This window comes from Streptomyces sp. NPDC001750, from assembly GCF_042892615.1.
Lineage (GTDB): Bacteria > Actinomycetota > Actinomycetes > Streptomycetales > Streptomycetaceae > Streptomyces.
On the sequence record NZ_JBIAUE010000011.1, the window covers coordinates 195,572 to 213,580 of the forward strand.

General features: G+C 71.9%; 17 protein-coding genes and 2 pseudogenes. 9 read left to right on the forward strand and 10 right to left on the reverse strand.

What is annotated here, in order from left to right:
* Positions 1-340: 340 nt before the first annotated feature.
* Positions 341-583: pseudogene (locus ACFYY6_RS19295) on the forward strand (IS5/IS1182 family transposase); the annotation flags it as partial.
* Positions 584-718: 135 nt separating this feature from the next.
* On the opposite strand, the gene ACFYY6_RS19300 reads toward ACFYY6_RS19295, so the two are convergent.
* Positions 719-1,186: an NUDIX domain-containing protein gene (locus ACFYY6_RS19300; protein WP_351517041.1), complete on the reverse strand. Its 468-nt coding sequence runs from the start codon at positions 1,184-1,186 to the stop codon at positions 719-721.
* Between the two features lie 286 nt (positions 1,187-1,472).
* Here ACFYY6_RS19300 and ACFYY6_RS19305 point away from each other — a divergent pair, with 286 nt between their 5' ends.
* Positions 1,473-1,853, forward strand: a complete 381-nt coding sequence (locus ACFYY6_RS19305) for a DUF1330 domain-containing protein (RefSeq protein ID WP_351517043.1) — start codon at positions 1,473-1,475, stop codon at positions 1,851-1,853.
* Between the two features lie 106 nt (positions 1,854-1,959).
* Here ACFYY6_RS19305 and ACFYY6_RS19310 read toward each other — a convergent pair whose 3' ends face one another.
* Complete coding sequence (locus ACFYY6_RS19310; protein ID WP_351517044.1) at positions 1,960-2,580, reverse strand: TetR/AcrR family transcriptional regulator; 621 nt, start codon at positions 2,578-2,580, stop codon at positions 1,960-1,962.
* Between the two features lie 115 nt (positions 2,581-2,695).
* On the opposite strand from ACFYY6_RS19310, the gene ACFYY6_RS19315 reads away from it, so the two are divergent.
* Positions 2,696-3,649, forward strand: coding sequence for an alpha/beta fold hydrolase (locus ACFYY6_RS19315; RefSeq protein WP_389194331.1), 954 nt, complete (start codon positions 2,696-2,698; stop codon positions 3,647-3,649).
* 80 nt (positions 3,650-3,729) lie between these two features.
* Here ACFYY6_RS19315 and ACFYY6_RS19320 read toward each other — a convergent pair whose 3' ends face one another.
* Positions 3,730-4,533, reverse strand: coding sequence for a MerR family transcriptional regulator (locus ACFYY6_RS19320; protein WP_351624486.1), 804 nt, complete (start codon positions 4,531-4,533; stop codon positions 3,730-3,732).
* On the reverse strand, positions 4,526-5,062 hold the full coding sequence (locus tag ACFYY6_RS19325; protein ID WP_351517049.1) for a VOC family protein: 537 nt from the start codon (positions 5,060-5,062) through the stop codon (positions 4,526-4,528). Before ACFYY6_RS19325 ends, ACFYY6_RS19320 begins: the two co-directional genes overlap by 8 nt.
* Positions 5,063-5,447: 385 nt before the next feature.
* Here ACFYY6_RS19325 and ACFYY6_RS19330 point away from each other — a divergent pair, with 385 nt between their 5' ends.
* Positions 5,448-6,629: a helix-turn-helix domain-containing protein gene (locus tag ACFYY6_RS19330; RefSeq protein WP_351517050.1), complete on the forward strand. Its 1,182-nt coding sequence runs from the start codon at positions 5,448-5,450 to the stop codon at positions 6,627-6,629.
* A gap of 39 nt (positions 6,630-6,668) precedes the next feature.
* Here the strand turns inward: ACFYY6_RS19330 and ACFYY6_RS19335 are convergent, their stop codons facing one another.
* Together ACFYY6_RS19335 and ACFYY6_RS19340 are read right to left on the reverse strand one after the other, a co-directional pair.
* The gene (locus ACFYY6_RS19335; protein ID WP_388652961.1) at positions 6,669-8,069 is read right to left on the reverse strand and encodes a carboxylesterase/lipase family protein; all 1,401 of its coding nucleotides are present in this window, start codon (positions 8,067-8,069) and stop codon (positions 6,669-6,671) included.
* Positions 8,070-8,186: 117 nt separating this feature from the next.
* Positions 8,187-9,041, reverse strand: coding sequence for an alpha/beta hydrolase (locus ACFYY6_RS19340; RefSeq protein WP_351517052.1), 855 nt, complete (start codon positions 9,039-9,041; stop codon positions 8,187-8,189).
* A gap of 398 nt (positions 9,042-9,439) precedes the next feature.
* On the opposite strand from ACFYY6_RS19340, the pseudogene ACFYY6_RS19345 reads away from it, so the two are divergent.
* Positions 9,440-9,856, forward strand: a pseudogene (locus ACFYY6_RS19345) (peptidoglycan-binding protein); the annotation flags it as partial.
* Positions 9,857-10,145: 289 nt separating this feature from the next.
* Here the strand turns inward: ACFYY6_RS19345 and ACFYY6_RS19350 are convergent.
* Genes ACFYY6_RS19350 through ACFYY6_RS19365 form a run of 4 tightly spaced genes read right to left on the reverse strand, consistent with a single transcriptional unit; the run spans position 10,146 to position 13,916 of the window.
* Positions 10,146-11,339: an ABC transporter permease gene (locus ACFYY6_RS19350; RefSeq protein WP_351624490.1), complete on the reverse strand. Its 1,194-nt coding sequence runs from the start codon at positions 11,337-11,339 to the stop codon at positions 10,146-10,148.
* Positions 11,336-12,190, reverse strand: coding sequence for an ABC transporter ATP-binding protein (locus ACFYY6_RS19355; protein ID WP_351624492.1), 855 nt, complete (start codon positions 12,188-12,190; stop codon positions 11,336-11,338). Before ACFYY6_RS19355 ends, ACFYY6_RS19350 begins: the two co-directional genes overlap by 4 nt.
* Positions 12,187-13,239 carry a peptidoglycan-binding protein gene (locus ACFYY6_RS19360; RefSeq protein WP_388652968.1) on the reverse strand — a complete coding sequence of 351 codons (1,053 nt, stop codon included), beginning with the start codon at positions 13,237-13,239 and terminating at the stop codon, positions 12,187-12,189. The genes ACFYY6_RS19355 and ACFYY6_RS19360 overlap by 4 nt, the downstream gene beginning before the upstream one ends.
* Positions 13,240-13,259: 20 nt before the next feature.
* A complete protein-coding gene (locus ACFYY6_RS19365; RefSeq protein ID WP_351624535.1) occupies positions 13,260-13,916 on the reverse strand; it encodes a hypothetical protein in 657 nt (218 codons plus the stop codon).
* Positions 13,917-14,052: 136 nt separating this feature from the next.
* On the opposite strand from ACFYY6_RS19365, the gene ACFYY6_RS19370 reads away from it, so the two are divergent.
* The 4 genes from ACFYY6_RS19370 to ACFYY6_RS19385 all read left to right on the forward strand — a co-directional run bounded on the left by ACFYY6_RS19370 (position 14,053) and on the right by ACFYY6_RS19385 (position 17,768).
* A complete protein-coding gene (locus ACFYY6_RS19370; protein ID WP_351624494.1) occupies positions 14,053-14,745 on the forward strand; it encodes a response regulator transcription factor in 693 nt (230 codons plus the stop codon).
* Positions 14,742-16,466: an ATP-binding protein gene (locus ACFYY6_RS19375; protein WP_386607839.1), complete on the forward strand. Its 1,725-nt coding sequence runs from the start codon at positions 14,742-14,744 to the stop codon at positions 16,464-16,466. Before ACFYY6_RS19370 ends, ACFYY6_RS19375 begins: the two co-directional genes overlap by 4 nt.
* Positions 16,463-16,957, forward strand: coding sequence for a hypothetical protein (locus ACFYY6_RS19380; RefSeq protein WP_386607841.1), 495 nt, complete (start codon positions 16,463-16,465; stop codon positions 16,955-16,957). The genes ACFYY6_RS19375 and ACFYY6_RS19380 overlap by 4 nt, the downstream gene beginning before the upstream one ends.
* A gap of 349 nt (positions 16,958-17,306) precedes the next feature.
* Entirely contained in the window at positions 17,307-17,768 is a 462-nt protein-coding gene (locus ACFYY6_RS19385) for a hypothetical protein (RefSeq protein WP_351517060.1), read from the forward strand.
* Positions 17,769-18,009 lie beyond the last annotated feature (241 nt).

Sequence of the window (18,009 nt, forward strand, 5' to 3'; positions counted from 1 at the left end):
GGAGGCTGCCCCGCCATCAGGGGCCCGAAGGCGAGGACTCCGTCGTCATGACGGCCCGACGGCCACGCGCGATCGAGCGCGCGGCGTGCGCCATGTCCACGGCCGCTGCTCGATCACGATGCCCCCCGCGGGGCGTCGACCGCCGCAGGAGAAGAACCGCCCGCACATGGACCGCGCCGAAACCGATCCGGGCCGCACGCCCGACTCAAGTGAGCGGCCTGCTCCGATGTTCCGCGCAGTCACACGTGTTCTGTGCGATCACACGCTCACGCCGTAGCGAAGCTGGCGCAGGTCTTGGCGATCATGGAGTTGCGGCCCTCTGTAACCACCGGGGAGACCTGTGCCTGTACTGCCATCATGGCTGAACGAACCACTCCGGAACCAATTCATCGCCCTGTTGCCTGAGCGATCGGCCTACGCGCCGACGCATCCGCTGGGCTGCCGTCGCCCCCGCATCAGCGACCGGGTCGTTTTCGACAAGATGCCGCAGCTCCCGCGATTCGGCTGTTCCTACCAGGCGATTACGGACACGAGCTCGGCTGCCACCATCCGCAACCGCCGCGCCGAGTGGATCCGGCTCGGTGCCGGCGGGGAGCGAGTCGAGCAGGATCTGCCGCAGCTCGCCGCGCTGCACCTCCGGACGTCCCAGGCACTCCTGGTCGGCCTCTCGCGGCCGTCGCCGGAGTAGCAGACAGGCCCGGCGGATGTTCGTCAAGCCTCAGTGCTGGACCAGGCCGCCGACGCGAACGGGCGCGACGTGGCCGGTCACCGGAAGGGTCCGGGCCAGAGCGAGTCCGATGTCCACGAGCGATGACCGGCGCAGACGAGCGACATCGGGGATCGCGGTCCAGACCGACTCGGCGATTTCACCGTTCGGTTCGGGCCGGAGCCGGCCGCCGGTGATGCGGACCCGGTAGAAGACGCCGACGTTCTGGTGCTCGACCCCCGCACGGGCGACGCCCGCGGGAACCACTCGCGAGTCCACGCCCAGCAGGCGATCGACCACCGCGGCGCAGCCGGTCTCCTCGGCGACCTCCCGGATCACCGCATCGAACGGATCCTCCCCGTGTTCGACCCCGCCGCCCGGGAGAGTCCAGTTGCTCTCGCCCTCCGGTGGGACATGACGGGCGAGCAGCACCCGCCCGTCCTCGATGCACACGGCGTACGCCGCCAGCCGGAAACTCATCCCCGCGCCCTCCCGCCGAACCCCGCCCGACACCGGCATCCGGCATCCGGCATCCGCACATCACTATGAGCGCGGAGTGGAGCCGGATCAACTCCCTCTGTCCGTATGCCACTTCCCTTCCGGTTGGTGGAGGCGGTATGGAAGTCGACCCATGCGGCTCGCCGGGCGGCGCTCCGGTGGTGACGACCCGTTCCAACGGCGTCAATGACCTTCCGTGTCATCGCCCGCCGTCGCGCCGGGGTGCCACGATCGCCGTCGTAGGGAGACCGACGCGAAGGACGATGCCATGCCCGCCTACGTCATTGCCCACCTGCGGGACGCCGCCCCGCACCCGGAGATCGCCGAGTACATCGAGCGTCTTCCCTGCACCTTCGAACCGTACGGTGGCCGCTGCCTCGTGCACATGACGCGGCACGAGGTGATGGAGGGAAGCCGGCCCGGGACGGTCGTGATGATCGGCTTCCCCGGGATCCGCGAGGCGCGGGCCTGGTGGGACTCCCCCGCGTACCGGGAGATCGCACCGCTGCGCTCGCGGCACATCGACGGCGGCATCGTCCTGGTCGAGGGCGTCCCCGACGGCTACGACCCTGCCGCGGCCGTCGAGGCCATGCGGGAGGCTCTGTCCGGCGGGTGGCCCTCGGCCGTCGGGGCAGGCGGAGCCCGGTAAGGCCCCCGGGTCGCCGGCAGCCCTCTCGTCCCGACGGCGCACGTTCAACGGCACGGCATCGACCGAGTCGGGCGTGCTCCGGGGGGGGCGGGGCACGGGCGGCTCCTCAGGAGGCTTCGGCGGGCCCGGGCAGGAAGATCAGGTCCAGGTGGTGGGCGAGCACCTCGGCGGCCGACTCCGCACTGCGCTGGCCGACGAGGACTCCGGTGCCGAGCCCGGCGGACATGGCGAGCAGCCCGGCCGCCGCCGCACGGGGGTCCACGCCGGGCCGCAGGCGACCTTGTTCCGCCGCCTGCCCGAGCAGACCGGCCACGGTGTCCTCGGCGGTGTCGGGGTCCTTGATGAACGGCTGGGCGGCGAGGGCTGCGTCGGTCACGGCCAGGACCGCGTACGAGGTGTACAGGTGGTGGAAGACGCGGCTCTCCTCGTCGACGGGCAGGGCCGCCGCCAGCAGCGCCTCGATGACCGCGCGCGCTCCCGGATCGGTCCCGGTGGCCCGTACCCGGGCGGCCACCCGTTCCCCGAAGCGCTCGGTGAGATACCGGAGCCCGAAGAGGAGCAGTTTCTCCTTGGACTCGAAGTAGTACTGCACCAGCCGGAGGGACACGCCCGCCTCCGCCGCCACGTCGCGCATCCCCACCGCGTGGAGGCCGAGCCGTCCGGCGGCGCGGACGAGTGCCGCCGCGATCTCGGTCCTTCGCTCCTCATGGTCCACGCGCTTGGGCATCGTTCGGCTCTCCGCTCCTCGGCCGGCAGTGCGCAGGTGTCCTCCCGCCCTTTTGATGATACGACCGTACCACCATCGTGGTACGGTCGTATCACAAAGATCGACTACCCGGGAGGTGGCCGTGTCCCCGTCCGCAGCAGCCCGTCCCCAGGCCGATGTCGGCCGCTTCGTCAGCGATGCCTCGCGCGAGCGCTACTTCGCCGCCTGCGACGCGGTCTACGCGCTGGGCGCACCCGCGTCCTGGGAGGGGGACGTGGAGACGTCCTTCGCGACCACGCACGTCTACCGCTACGACCCCGCCGACCCGGCCGCCCGCGACCGCACTCCTGTCGTCCTTGTGCACGGCGCGGGCAGTTGTTCCGCCATGTGGTACCCGAACACCGCGGTCCTCGGCGGGGAGCGGCCCGTCTACGCGCTCGACACCCCGGGCGACCCCGGGCGCAGCGCCCAACGCGCCCCCATCCACCGGCCCGAGCACGCCGCGCAGTGGCTCGACGAGGCCCTCGCCGGGCTCGGGCTCGACCGGGTCCACCTCGTCGGCAGCTCGTACGGCGGCTGGCTCGCCCTGAACCAGGCGCACTTGAGGTCCGAGCGCCTGGCCTCGGTCACGCTGCTCGACCCGGGCGGCCTGGAGAAGGTGGGGCTGCGCTTCTTCGTCTGGATCTTCGCGAGCCTTTTCGCCACCTTCGCCCCCAAGGCGCTGCGACCCCGCCTGGCCTCGTGGCTGGAGCAGCCGGTGCTCGTCGTACCGGAACTGCGCACCATGATCAGGTCCGGGGTCCGCGCCTACCGGATACGCCGCCCTGCTCCCCTCCCCTTGTCCGACGCCGAACTGGCGAGCGTCAGCACGCCGTTGTATCTCCTCATGGGCAGGCGAAGCCTGCTCGTGCACCCGGAACGGCAGGCGGAGCGCGTGCCGCGACTGCTTCCGGGCGCGCGGGCCGAGATCCTGGCCGATACCGGGCACGGACCTCAGATCGACCACGCCGAGCGAACCAACCGCCTCGTGCTGGACTTCATGGACGCCGTGGAGCGCGGCGTGCCGGGGAACACCGGACGAAGCGTCTAGTGCCGTGACCGGCAAGGTTTGCCCGGAAGGAGCGTCGTCCGGTCCGGACGCCCGCACGGATGCAGGCCTCCGGACCCGCTCTACTGCCAGGTCGCGGTGTCGGGGTCGATGCCGTGGGCACGCGCGCAGGCGTCGATGATTCGACGGAACCACGTGGCGAGGCCGGCGCGGGTGCCGTCGTAGTGGGCGGCGAATGCCGGATCGGACTCATACATGCGGCCGAGACAGACCTGCATCTGCCTGGTGAGGGGAAAGTACGAAGCAAAGACTTCGCGGTGCCGCTCGACGAGCTGATTCGCCTCCGGGCTACCAGGTGTGACGCCGGTGTCCATCGCATCCCCGAGGGCACGGTCGAGGTCGGCCATGGCGTCGGCGATGGTCTGCCATTCCTCCGGGCCTCGAGAGGCGGAGCGTTCGGCGTACTGCCGCCATTGCGTCGTGTCTCCGTAGCGCTGACGGGCTTGGGCGGGCCAGTCCGGGTTCCACTGGGGGCCGAAGATCGCGGCCTGCTGCTCGACGGTCAGCAGCAGGCCGCGCTCGTGGGCGCCGATCATCCGATCCAGTCCGGCGCTGAGCTGCTGGAGGCGGTCGATCCGTTCAGCGACCTGGGTGCGCTGCGCGCGCAATGCGCCGGGCACGTCCGCGGTCGAGTCGTCCAGGACGGCCCGGATCCGGTCCAGGCCGAGACCGAGCTCACGGTAGACGACGATGCGGTGCAGCCGTTCCAGATCACCGGCGGTGTAGAGCCGGTATCCGGCAGCCGTGCGCAGCGACGGCCGCGCCAGACCGATCTCGTCCCAGTGGTGCAGCGCGCGGACTGTCACGTCCAGACGCGTCGAGACCTGACCGACCGTCAGGCCATCGGCGGCAGTGGCATCAGGCATGCTCCCCATTGTCGCCGCGGCCGTCGCCCGGTGGGGTGATCCCGATGGCTTCAAGGTTCCGCGCCTCCTGACTGGCCGGATCAAAGGGCTTCGCCGCGGTGAAAACGATCCGTGCGTTCTCGGGGGTGATCACCTCCACGTCGCGGGTGTTCCAGGGAGTGTCCCGCGGACCGTCGACCGAGTTCGGGCGCAACGCACGACAGGCCTCGACAAGGGAATCGACCTGGCTGAGCACGCCGGCGAAACTGAAGCTCATCGCTGGTGGCTGCTCCGGAACGCTCGCCGCCGTGACGAGGAGTACGTCCTGGAACGCCCACCGGCGCAGATGCACCAGCGTGCCGGGGATGCCGAACAGCTCGAAGAACCCGAGCCCACGAGTCCAGAAGTCCACCGACGCCGCCAAATCGCTCGTGGGGATCGTCACGAACGCGGGCATTCCATAGATGCCGCGGAACGGCTCCGGCGGAACCGCATCCGGGCCGGGATCGGGCACGGGACTCATCTCGAACGCGTTGTAGTAGTCGCTCATGCGCCCCACCCTTCAGCCTCACGCAGGGTGAGGGTCAAGCCGGGCCCGTGAACCCCGCCCTGCCCCGACGACGCGACACATCCCGCCGCCTCCATGGAGGTCCACCCGACGGGTCGTCCTTCTCACCCTGACGCATGGATTTACGCGCACCCGGCCACGAGGCCGTGTCGAATCACCGGCCGGTGCTCGCCCCGGGCGCCGGCCACCGTCGAAGCGTGCCCGCACTGCGGGGTCGTCGAGCAGTCGGCACGGGTGACCGTCGGTGCGTACAGATGTGGCCTCGTGACACAGTGGCTCGCCTCAGGTACGGGGCATGGGGCCGCGTCCGCCGCCGGACCGGGGGCGCCGATTGACGGCACGGCCGGGGCGGTGTGACGATGCGCCGATGTCGGACCTGCACGCCCGGATGGCCGCCCGGGTCGGTGACCTCACCGCCGTCGTGGTCGCGCGCTGCGCGGCGGAGGCGCCGTTCTACGGGGCGCTGCCCCCCGCCACCCTCCAGGGCGAGGTGGCGCGGTCCATCGCGGCGGTGCACGCGCTGTTGCTCAGGGCACTGCGCGACGGCGACGGGGGTCCGATGGGGCCGGGCGATCTGACCCGGCTCATCGAGTGGTCGGCGCGCCGGGCCGAGGAGCGCGTCCCCCTGGAGGCGGTGATCGCCGCGTACCTGATCGGCGCCGAGGTGTGGTGGCAGACGCTGACCGAGGTAGCGGAGCCCGGTGAGCTGGCCGGAGCGGGCGGCAAACTGCTCGCCTGCCTGCACGCCGCGCTGCCCGCGGTCGTCCTCGCCCACCAGAACGCCCGGGAGGACCTCCACAGCGAGGACAAGCGCGTACGGCGGGCCCTGCTCGGCGCCCTGCTGGCAGGACGGCCGTACGAGGAACTGGCGGGCGTGGCGCGGGTGGCCGTGGTGGGTGAGTACGAGGTGGTTGCCTTCGCGTTCGAGTCCGACCCGCCGAGCAGATTGGTGCAGTCCTCGCTCGACGCCTTCACCGGGATCCCTGTGCTGATGGACCACGTCGCTCGGATCGCCTTGTTGCCGGGCAGGTCCGACGTGCCGGGCCTGGTGGCCCGGCTGGAGAAGGACGTGGGACAGCCCGTGCGCGCCGCCGCCGCCCGCTCCTCCGTACCGGCGGCCATCCCCTCGGCCGCACAGGAGGCCGGCCGCGTGCTGGATCTCGTCCGGCGTCTGGGACGCCCGCCCGGGTGCTACCGCCTCGACGACGTGCTGCTGGAGCACCAGCTCGCGCGCCCCGGGGACGGCCTGGTGCGGCTGGCGGCCAAACTCGACCCCTTGGAGGAGCATCCGTACCTGCTTGAGACGCTGCGCGTGTTCGTGGAGCGGGGGCTCAACCGCCGCCAGACGGCGTCGGAGCTGTGCGTCCACCGCAACACCCTCGACTACCGGTTGCAGCGAGTGAGCGCGCTGACGGGCCTCGACCTCGCGGTTCCCGCGCAGGCGCGGCTGATCCAGGCGGCGCTCGTCGCCAGGGACCTGGCCGGGCCCGCGGATCACCGCGGGGTCACCGGATGGCAGGGATCCGCAGGAGCAGCGGAAGGCGGATGAACCACGGCCGGCGACGGCGAGCGCTCGGCCTGTCATCTGTCAGAGCCAGGCGACGAGTTCCTCGTGCCGGGGTGCGAGGACCGGGCCGGCGCCGGGGTGGTCGAAGACCATGACGGGCCGGTCCGCGTTCCAGCCGGACCAGCCCGGCTGTCCGGTAGTGGCGAAGGCGACCCAGGCCCGGTGCATGGCGTCGGCCAGTGGCTGGGGCGCGCCGGGCCCGGTCAGGTCCTCGGCAGCGCGCAGGTTGTCGAAGACGAAGCCGAGTTCCAGCGCATGGCACGCGCCGAGTCCCATCACGGGCGAGCGCCAGCAGAATTCGTAGACGAAGGTGCGGGCGGGCCGGGAGTCGGCGAGGCGGTTGAGCGGCCCCCGCAGCAGCAGGTCGGTGGCCATCTCTCCCAGGATCTCACCGGGTTTGGCGTGTGGCCGGGTGGCTCGGTACAGGCGTGCCACGCGTTGCGGGACACGGATCTTCAGCAGTGCCAGCCGCAGGGTGAGCCGGCTGATCCGGTCCACGGCTCCGCCGGGTACGAACCACAGCCGGTACTCCTCCCGGTTGCAGCCCAGCAGCAGGTCGGCCTCGGGAAGGGGCGGGGCGGCGGGCACCACGTCGCCGTCGACCACGATGTGGAAGCCGGGACCGCCGCCGATGGGGTCGGACCGGTCGACGACGGCGGCCTGCGCGTCCAGCAGCAGGTCTCGGTCCACCGCCGCGAACGCCTCGGCGGTGGCCGGGATCCGCAGTCTCTTCGCCATCGCGCGTACGGTCTTCGCGCCCTCGCGGCGCGACACCGTGTGCGGCGGGCCGCTCTGCAGGATCGCCCGGTGGAACAGCCCGGCCGCGCCGGGGCTGGTCATGAGGGCCGCGACGCTGATCGCGCCGGCGGACTCCCCGCACACGGTGACGTTCGCCGGATCTCCGCCGAAGGCGGAGATGTTGTCGCGGACCCAGATCAGGGCCGCGATCTGGTCGAGGAGGCCCCGGTTGAGGGGGGCGTCGGGGAAGACCCCGAACCCCTCGACGCCGAGCCGGTAGTTGACGGAGACGAGGACCACCCCGTCGCGCGCGAAGGCGCCCCCGTCGTAGAGCGGCAGGTTCGCCGAGCCGTTGCGCAGGGAACCCCCGTGGATCCAGACCATGACGGGCAGCCGGCCCTCGCCGACGGATGGGGTCCAGACGTTGAGGTTGAGACAGTCGTCCCCGGCGATGCTCGGATCGGGTATCAGCCGGTCGAGGGGCGGGCGGTAGGGGCGTTTGGGGGCGGTCGGCCCGTACTCCAGAGCGTCTCGTACCCCTTCCCAGGACTCGGCCGGGGCGGGAGCGCGGAAGCGGTGGGCGCCGAAGGGCGGGGCGGCGTAGGGGATGCCGAGGAAGGTGGCGATCCCGTTGTGGAAACGGCCTCGGACCTTGCCCTGCCCGGTGGTCGCTATGAGGTCCATGGCGGTCCTTCCATGTGCGAACGGGGGCCGGCCGCCCCTGGTCGCGGGAGCGTCAGGGGCGGGCGGCGTGGATCGGGACGGCCGCCGGTCACGGCGGAAGGGATCTCCGGGAGCGGGTCACCGGTTCGCGAGGTCGTTGCGGCGGACGTCGGACCAGGTGCCGCTGTCGGTGCAGATCCCGCAGTCGGCCCCGAAGAACTGTGCCCTCGCCGTCTGGTCCCCCATCAGGTGTGCCTTGAACCAGGCGGTGGTGGGCGCGGCGAACGGGCCGGGGTCGCCCACGACCGTGAGGTGATCGGCGCCGCGCAGTTCCCCGTAGATGGCCGGTATGTGGTCGGCGTCGTTGTAGAAGGCCTTGACCATGAAGGGGAAGACGATGCTGTCCTTCTGCCCGGCCAGGAGGAGCGCGGGTACGTGTACGTCGTCGATGTCGGCGAGCGGCCCGGGCTGGATGGGCAGGACGGTGTCGATGCGCGGGTCCGAGCCGACGACGATGGCGGCGGCGCCGCCCTGCGAGTGACCGGACGCGCCGATGTGCTCCAGGTCGACACGGTCGTGGAAGGGGCTGCCGTGGTCGGCGTTGCGACGGGTGAGCATGTCGATCCCGGCGCGCATGGAGATGCCGAGGTTGGACTGCGGGGTGTTGGCGGCGGCGACGATGAAGCCCTGACTGGCCCAGTGGAGCAACAGGTCGCGGTAGACGACCGGGAAGGCGAAGGTGCCGTTTCCCCACACGATCACGGGGTGGCGGCGGTCGCTGGTCGCGATGTCACGCGGGTAGTACAGGGTGGTCACCGCCCCGACCTCCACCGCGGTGGCGTAGGGGCCGGGAGCGCCGTAGTCGGCCGCGGCCGCCTCGGCACTGGCACCGGCGGGGGAACCGGTGGACGCCGCTGCCGCTCCCGCGCCGGCAGAAGCCGTCAGCAGGAGCAGGAGCGAGGTCAGGGGGACGAGCAGTCTTCTCCAGAGCACAGCGGACTCCCGATGTCGTCACGGTGAACCGGATGTTTCATCCGGCTCACGCCTTGTCTGATCGCACATCCTGAAGCACGGTCCGAGACTCGTCTCTGCGCAATCGCGGCAAGCAGCGACGTCGGAGTTTGTGCAACATGCCGAGAGGCCCGAGCGCGGTGAGGGTGCCATGCTCGGTTCCGCCGCTACGACAGAGAGCCCGCCGCCCGGTCCCGGGAGGAGAACGCCAAAAACGGAGAACAGGCGATTTCTTCCTCATCCGCACGGGAACCGGGTGGCGCGGCACGAACCGCTGTCGACGTATCCGGCTCTGGCCCCCTGGTCCCTGGTCCCTGGTCCCTGGAGCACCATCGGCATCTCTGACATGCTCTCGCCAACGCAACGCGCGTGCCTCTCCGCGCGGTGTGCGTCTGGGCGGCGGCTGGCCCGCCATCGACCCCGGAGCCGCGGGAGCGACCGTCCGGGCCGTCCAGTATCTGATGACCCGGCGCGGCACGGCGCTGAGCGCCGACGGCGCCTACGGAACGGTGTCGGTCAAGGCCGTCAAGAAGTTCCAGTCATCCGAGGGCCTGATGGCGGACGGTCAGGTCGGTCCCAAGACCTGGCCGGCCCTGGTCCATTCGCTCCGGCGGGGCAGCTCGGGATCGCATGTGCGCGCCCTTCAGACGGTGCTGAACAAGCACGGTGCGGGGTTCGCCGTCGACGGCGGCTTCGGGACGACGACCGACTCCGCCGTACGCGCGTACCAGAGCCTCAACCGCCTGAGCGCGGACGGCCTGGCAGGGCCCAAGACCTGGGAGGCCCTCGTCGGCTGATCGCCCCGCCCGCGCGCGCCGGCGGATCCCGCCCGTGGGCCCGTGGGCCCGTTGGGCCCACGGGCGGGGGAATCGGGGTGGCGGCTCCGCCGCGGACCGGCGCACGACGGTCACCGCGCCTCCACGCCCGGCGGCGGGCGGATGTACGGGGCACCGCCCCACCAAGGTGTACGGGGCACCGGCCCGCCTGGGTGCCCGTGCGCCACGCCCCCGCCGGGAGCCGTGCACGGCGCACCGTCCCACCCGAGCCACCCCGTGACCGCTCCCCCTCACCCCGTACGCCGCTGGCTCACGTCGCGTGCAGGGCCACCGTCGGGTGGAGGCGGGAGGCGCGGATCGCCGGATAGAGGCCCGCGACCACGCCGATCAGCAGGGTGGCGGCCAGACCACCCGCCAGGGACCAGGGCGGAACCACCGCGGTCCACTCCTGGACCCGCGCGAAGCCGTACGTCGCCGCCGCTCCCAGCAGCGCGCCCGTCACGCCGCCCAGCGCCGACAACAGCAGCGACTCCGCCAGGAACTGGAGCCGGATCGCGCTGCGGGTCGCGCCCAGCGAACGGCGCAGACCGATCTCCTGGCGGCGCTCCAGGACGGAGATGACCATGGTGTTCGCCACGCCCACACCGCCCACCAGGAGGGCCACCGCGCCCAGGCCGAGCATCAGGGTCGTCAGTCCTTCGTCGGTGGCGGCCTTGGCGGCCAGCGCGTCCGAGGGGCGCGAGACCTTGACACCCGCCTCGTCCCCGGGGCTGATGGTGCGGGCCAGGACCGCCCGCACGTCCTCCACCGAGGCGTCCGTGGAGCGCTCGAAAATGGTGGTGGGGTGGCCGTCGAAGCCGAAGTGGCGTTCGGCGGCGGGGAATCCGACCATCGCCACCCGGTCCAGGGTGGGCACGAGTTCGAGCGGCTTGAGGATGCCGACGACCACGACGCGGATGTCGTTCATCATGACCGTCTCGCCGGTGCGGGTGATGCCGAGGCGCTCCGCCGCCACCGCCCCGAGAACCGTCGTCGGGAGGCGCTCACCGGCCGGGTCCAGCCAGGCGCCCTTGTCCACCTCCCCGCCGAGCGTGGACAGCAGGTCGAGCCGGGCCGCCTGCGCGGTGACGCCGGCGGTGCGTTCCTCGGGGACGACGTCGCTGCGTCGGATCCGGGCGTCGACGTCGGCGGTGGCCGTGGCGTGCAGCACCGGGCCGACACGCTCGACCATCGCCACCGCGTTCTTGGGGAGCTTGACCGCCTGGCCCATGGCGTCCTTGCCCGCCTCGGCGGTGAGGAGGTTGGTGCCGAGGCGGTCGAGCCGGGCCATCAGGTCCGCACGGCTCGACTCGGACAGACCGACGACCGCGACCATCGTCGCGATGCCGATGGCGATGCCGAGCGCCGAGAGCACCACACGCGCACGGCGCGCGCGAAGGCCGAACGCGCCGACGCGCACGATGTCGCTGAGAGGGAGGCGGGACGGTCTGAGGTCGTTCTTCACCGACCGGCCTCTTCTTCCCTACGGCAGGCGGGTCCTGGGCCGGATCCCGCGCCGGAGCGGGCGGTGGGCTCCGCGCCGGAGCGGGCGGCCGGTCCCGCGACGGAGCGAGCGGCCGGTCCCGCGCCGGAACGCACGGCGGGTCCTGTGTCGGCGCGCGCGCCGCGCCGCGTGCCGGCACGCGAGTCCGCGACGATCTCGCCGTCCCTGAACCGGACCCGGCGCGGCAGCGCGTCCGCGATCTCGTTGTCGTGGGTGATCACGCAGATGGTGGTACCGGACGCGTTCAGCTCGTGCAGCAACTCCATGACGATCTCGCCGGACGCGGTGTCCAGCGCCCCGGTCGGCTCGTCCGCCAGCAGCAGCCGAGGGTTTCCCACCAGGGCGCGGGCGATGGCCACGCGCTGTTTCTCGCCGCCCGACAGCTCGTTCGGCGTGTGTGCGCCGCGGTGGTCCAGCCGCACCTCGGCCAGCGCCTCCCGGGCACGCGCACGCCGTTGGCCGAGCGGTACGCCCGCGTACAGCAGCCCGTCGGCGACGTTGTCCACCGCGTCGCGCCCCGCCGCCAGGTGGAAGTGCTGGAACACGAAGCCGATGTGGCGGGCGCGCAGCGCGGAGAGCCGGGAGTCGGAGAGTTCGGACACGTCGTATCCGGCGACCCGGACGGTGCCCGTGGTGGGCTTGTCGAGAGTGCCCATGATGTTGAGCATCGTGGACTTGCCGGAGCCGGACGGGCCGACCACGGCGACCATTTCTCCTTCTTCGACGGTGAGGTTCACTCCACGCAGCGCGTGGACACCACCGGGGTACGACTTGCCGGCATCGCGCAGTTCGATCACCGGGTTCCATGTCATGACTTCGCCACTCCGACCTTCAGTCCCGCGCGCACGTCCGGTCCGCCGACCTCGATCAGCCCGTCGGCGGTCATGCCCGTCTCCACCCGCACCATGGTCGAAGTGGTGCCCCGGACGACCTGGAGGCCGTAGCCGCCGTTCTCGCCCCGCAGCGCGACGACCGCCTCGACGGGGACCGCGAGGACCCCCTTGCGCGCCTCGCTGACGAACTTCACGCTCGCCGACACCGCGGTGTCCTCGCCGGACGCGGCTTTCACCCCGCCGTCCAGGACGACCTCGACGGTGATGCCCTCCTGCGCGCCGGCACCGCCCCCGGCCGCGGAGTCCTCCGGGCGTACCGTCCCTGCGACGTCGCCAGACACGGTCTTCCCGCTCGGCAGGGTGACCTCGACCCTGGTCCCGCGTGCGGTGAGCGCGCCGTCGGTCTGGTCGAGTTGCGCCCGTACGACGGGCTTGGTGGAGGCGATCGTCAGGACCGGCGTGTCCGGGCCCACCTGGTCGGCGAGCGCCGCGTCGGCGGAGACCACCTTGACCGGGCCGGGCTGGAAGACGACGTCGCCCTGGCCGACCCTGCCGGTGGTGTCACGGTTCAGCGACTTCTGCCACCGTTTGACGGCGGCCTCGGTGTCCGTGTCGTACCGCGTGTCGACGTACAGGTTCGCCCCGTACCCCAAGTCGCGTAGAGCGCGCTCCAGTTGGAGTACGTCGGTGCCGCGGTCGCCGACCTTCATCTCGCGGAACATCGGGACCGGTCCGTAGAGAAGGGTGACGGGCTTGTCGTTCAGTTCGTACAGGGCCTGTCCCATGGTCAGTGTCTTCCCTTCGGAAGCGGCCACCGTGACGGTGCCCTCGACGGCGGACTTGACCGCGCGGCGCTGGGCGAAGTCGAGCTTGCCGTCGACCGTCTTGGACTGCACGAGGTCGGTGCGTACGACGGTCGCGGTGGCGGGCGGCAGGTCGTCGCCCTTGCCCGAGGTGCCCGTGTCGCCCCCGCGGTCGGGGAGCAGGAAGGCCCCGGCGACCGCGGTGACGGCCACGGCTCCGAGCACGATCGAAAGGGTGCCGCGCTTCACTGCATGCCGTCCAGACCGTCGAGCAGCTTCGATTCGCATGCCTCGCGGGCCTTCTTGTACGTCGGCGAGTCCAGGTCGATGGACGGGGACGCGGGGTTCGGGTCGCCGCCCGGCTGGGCGTTGCCACCGCTCATGGTCGGGTTGGTGAACCTGGAGACGCCGTTGTCGCGCATGCATTTGGCGTGCGCGAGCATGGACTCGTAGTCCTTCTGCTGGTCCCGCTCGGGCTCGGCGTTCATGGCGGCCTGCAACTCGTCGACGCAGGCGTCGTTCTTGCCGGCCTTGATGCCGTCATTGCGGCCGGGCTGGGCACCGATCACAGTGATTTTGTCCCAGTCGAGGTACCCGCTGAGCTTGGGGTCGGGGAAGTCCTTGTAGCCGCCCTTGGCGCGCATGCACTGGACGAATTTCATCTGGGCGTCGTAGAACTCGCTCTTGCCCGCGGCGGGACCGCCCGATTTCTTCTCGTCCTTCGCGCCGCTCCCGGTCGGCGCCTCGGGCACGTCGGCGATCGTGTCGTGCGTCTTCGTCCCGCCGGCGCCGTCGTCCCCGCCGCCGCAGGCGACGGTGAGGGCGAGCACGGGCACGGCCACGAAAGCGGCCGTCCGCCACCGGGCTGCGGTGGCGCGGGGGTTCGTCCTGAGGAAGTTCATGCGCCCCACGTTCGCCGCCGATGTCGATGATCCGTCCATGGCCACATGATGGGAACGTAACAATGCCCCCCGACCTGCGGATCGGCCGCCGTTCGGGCTGGGCGCGAGAGGTTCGGGCGTGGTCATAATCGGCCCTATGCCTCATGTGCTGCTGATCGAGGACGACGTGTCCGTACGGGACGGGATGGAGCTCGTGCTGCGCCGGCACGGGTACGGGGTGGACACCGCCGCCACCGGCGAGGAGGCTCTCGCCCTGCTGGCCGGGGAACAGGGGGCGCGGGTCGAACTGGCCGTCGTGGACCTCATGCTGCCCGGCATGGACGGCTTCGAGGTGTGCCGCCGCATCCGCGCCCGTTCGGCGACCCTGCCGGTCATCATGCTGACCGCGCGCGGCGACGACCACGACATCGTGACGGGGCTGGAGGCGGGCGCCGACGACTATGTCGTCAAGCCCGTCACCGCGCCCGTCCTCCAGGCCCGTATCCGGGCCGCGCTGCGGCGTGCGGAACCGTCGGCGCGGCGGGGGGCGGACGGCGATCTCGCCGGGCTGGTGATCGACCGTGCCGGGCTGACCGTCACCAAGAGCGGCACCCCCGTCCCGCTGCCGCCCACCGAAATGCGGCTGCTGCTGGAGCTGTCGGCCTCCCCGGGCCGGGTGCTCAGCCGCGAGCAGCTCCTGGAATCCGTCTGGGACCACGGGTTCCTGGGCGATTCCCGGCTGGTGGACGCGGCGGTCGGCCGGTTGCGGGCCAAGATCGAGGACGTACCGTCCAAGCCCCGGTACATACAGACGGTGCGCGGCTTCGGCTACCGGTTCGGGCCGCTGTGAACCGTGGAAGCCGCAAGCGCGGGAGCGGGAAGGAACGGGGCACAAGCCCGGGCGGGGACAGGGGAGAGCGGCGGAACGGGGCGGGCGGCGGTGGTCGCGGGCGGCGCGTCGCCTCGGCGGCGCGCCCGTGGCGGCTCCTGGTCGGGCTGCGTGCCCGGCTCGTCGTCGTCTTCGTCCTCGTCGCCCTCGTCAGCGCGGTGACCGCGACCGCGCTCGCCTACCGGGAAGCCCGCACCGCCGTGCTCCGGCGCACCCAGGACACCGCCGTGGAGGACCTGCGGGACCGGGCCGGCGCGGTCGCCGCCGACTTCGACCTGCCGCCCGACCAGGAGTCGCTGTCCCGGTTCGCGGCGAAGGTCTCCGACGGTCTCGGCGCCCGCGTCGTGGTCGCCCGGTACCAGGACCTCGTCGCGGTCTCCGACTCGCTCGCCGACACGAGGGAGCGGATCACGGTCGACCTGCGGGCCGCCGTGACGACCGGGGGCGGCGCCTGGTTCCAGCGGGTGACGTGGCGGGGCGAGCCCTATCTGGTGGTCGGCATGCCCGTGACGTACGCCGACGGGGACCGCGGCACCTCGGGCCTGGAGGTCTACGCGATCACGGATCTGCGTGCCGAACGCGACGACACCGCCGCCCTGTTGGACTCCGTGCGGGCGGGCACCGTGCCGGTGGTGCTGCTGGCCGCGGTCCTGGCGCTGCTGGCCGCGGGGACGGTCCTTCGCCCGGTACGGAAGCTGGGGCGGGCCACCCGGGAGCTCGCGGGCGGAGACCTCGGCAGCCGGGTCGCCGTCACGGGGCACGACGAACTCGCCGACCTGGCAAGGACGTTCAACGAGACCGCCGACGCGCTCCAGACCTCCGACGCGGAACTGCGCGAGCAGGAGGCGAAGGCACGCCGCTTCGTGGCGGACGTGTCGCACGAACTGCGCACGCCCCTCGCGGCGATGACGATGGTGGCGACCGTCCTGGAGGAGGACGCCGACCAACTGCCGCCGGACGCCGCGCGGGCGGCCCGCACCGTGGGCGCGGAGACGGCACGGCTGTCCCGGCTGGTCGAGGACCTGATGGAGATCTCCCGCTTCGACGCCGGGGCGGCACGGCTGAACGCGTCCGAGACGGATCTGGCCGACACCGTGCGGGCGTCGCTGGCACTGCGCGGCTGGGCGGACCGGGTGGAGACGCGCCTTCCCGAAGGGCTGCGGGCGGTGGTCGACCGGCGCCGCGTCGACGTGATCGTCGCGAACCTGGTGGGCAACGCGCTGCGGCACGGGGCCCCGCCGGTCACCGTGACCCTCGGGACGGCCCGCGCGGCGGACGGGGACGGCGGGGAGTGGGTGACGCTGGAGGTCGCCGACCACGGCCCCGGGCTGCCGCCGGAAGCCCGGGAGCGGGTCTTCGACCGGTTCTACAAGGCGGACGCGGCCCGTACGCGCGGCGTGGCCGCCGACGGGCAGGGCAGCGGCCTCGGTACGGCGATCGCGCTCGAGAACGCACGGCTGCACGGCGGCACGATCGACGTGGCCGCCGTTACCGATGTGGCCGCGGGCGCCCATCCGGCCAGGGCGGCCGACGTGTCCGACGTGCCCGATACGACTGATGCGGCCGATGTGGCGGATGCGGCCGGCATCGTTCACATGGCTGATGCGGCCGACGGACCGCGCCGCGGCGCGGTGTTCACACTGCGGCTGCCTCTGCGACGTGGGGAAGGGGAAGCGGAATGAGGGGCCGGTTCACGGGTCTGGCCGTCGCGCTGGGAATCGTCCTCACCGGCTGCGGCGTCCAGCCGACCGGAGTGGTGGGCGCGGGCGAGCCCGCGTCCGGGCTGACGCACGGGGCACGGCTGTACTTCGCGACCGCCGGCGGACTGCGCGCGGTGCCCGTGGGCGACAGGGAGATCAAGAACCTCGCCGCGGTGGTGAAACTGCTTCTCGTGGGGCCGCCGCCCAACGGCCGGGCGGACGGTCTCACCTCGTTCGTCGAGCTGCCCGGCTTCACGGCGACCGGAAAGGGGACCCACGTGACGCTGCACCTCTTCGGGGCCTACGCGGGGACGGGACGCGACCAGGGCACGGGGCAACTGGTGTGCACGCTGGCGCGCGCCCAGTCCGTACTCGCTCCGGAGGTCAGGACCGATGACGTGGAGGTCACCCTGCTGCCGTCCGAGGGCGCCGCGCTGGGCCCGTACCGGTGCGCGGAGTTCCTCAACAGGTGAGGGTGCTCGGCCGTCCGTGAACCGCAAGAAGCACTGTCGTCCTCTCGTCGCCAGAACCCCTCCGCCCGGGCCGCCCCGTCACGGCGAGACTCGGGCATCCTCATCGAGGTGTGCGTGGTCGGTCGGTGTGACCGGGCGCTTCTACCGGCGAGCACCGCGGTGACGCCATGTCAGTGGTGATCGATACGGTCGGCGCACTCGCTCGCCCGAGGAGCGCGGGACTTGGGATCCCCGGCCGAACCCGGAAGAAGTCCGGTGGCACACCCACGGTGAAGTCCGGGAGTGTCCGGGGGACTCCGCCCCGCTGTACGGTCGGGCGGGTACCGCAGCCATCGACACGGGAGCCGCAATGGGACCGGATCACGTTCCTGATTGGTTCTGGGAGGTCCTGGAAGCGACACGACCGCGTCTGTCCGCCCTGGAATCGTGGTTGGAGTCCCAGCCGCGGAAAGTCCTTGAAGCCTTCGCGCTCGCGTACGAGTCCGCGGCGGATTCGCTGGCCGACTTCTCGGAAGGCGTGAGCGTGGACGGGGACGTCTGGTCCGAAGACAGCACCGAGGATCTGTGCATGTGGGTGGTCGGGCAGGGCTGCGGGCTATGGAGCTCGGTGATCGCGGGGGAAGTGCGGTGGGAAGAGGCCGCGCAGATGTATCTGGGCCATGCGCCACTGCTTCCGGACCGCGTAATGCCGTGGGACGAGGACGTCTCGGACCCGGAGCACAGGGGCTACCAGTCTCCCGGGACCATCGTCCACGGCGTCTACCTGACGCGTTTTGCCGAAGAACTCCATGTACGGCTCGGGGGTACCTGAGGAGGTTGCCCGGCCGGGCGGGTGACGCGGTGGGAACTCCTGGCAGATGCAGCGGTTGTCCGGGGGCCGGCTGCGGTACCAGGAGTCCTCGTGTCGTTCCACCCTGCTCGGACTGATGGGCCAACTCCGTCCCGGGGCCGGTGTGTTGTTGTGCGGTCCGTCGGCGCCTCGGCGGCCTTCACGGCGCGCGGCTCGGCGCACCGGACGAGCAGGCCGACGCCGACCGGCGTGAACGCGTCGC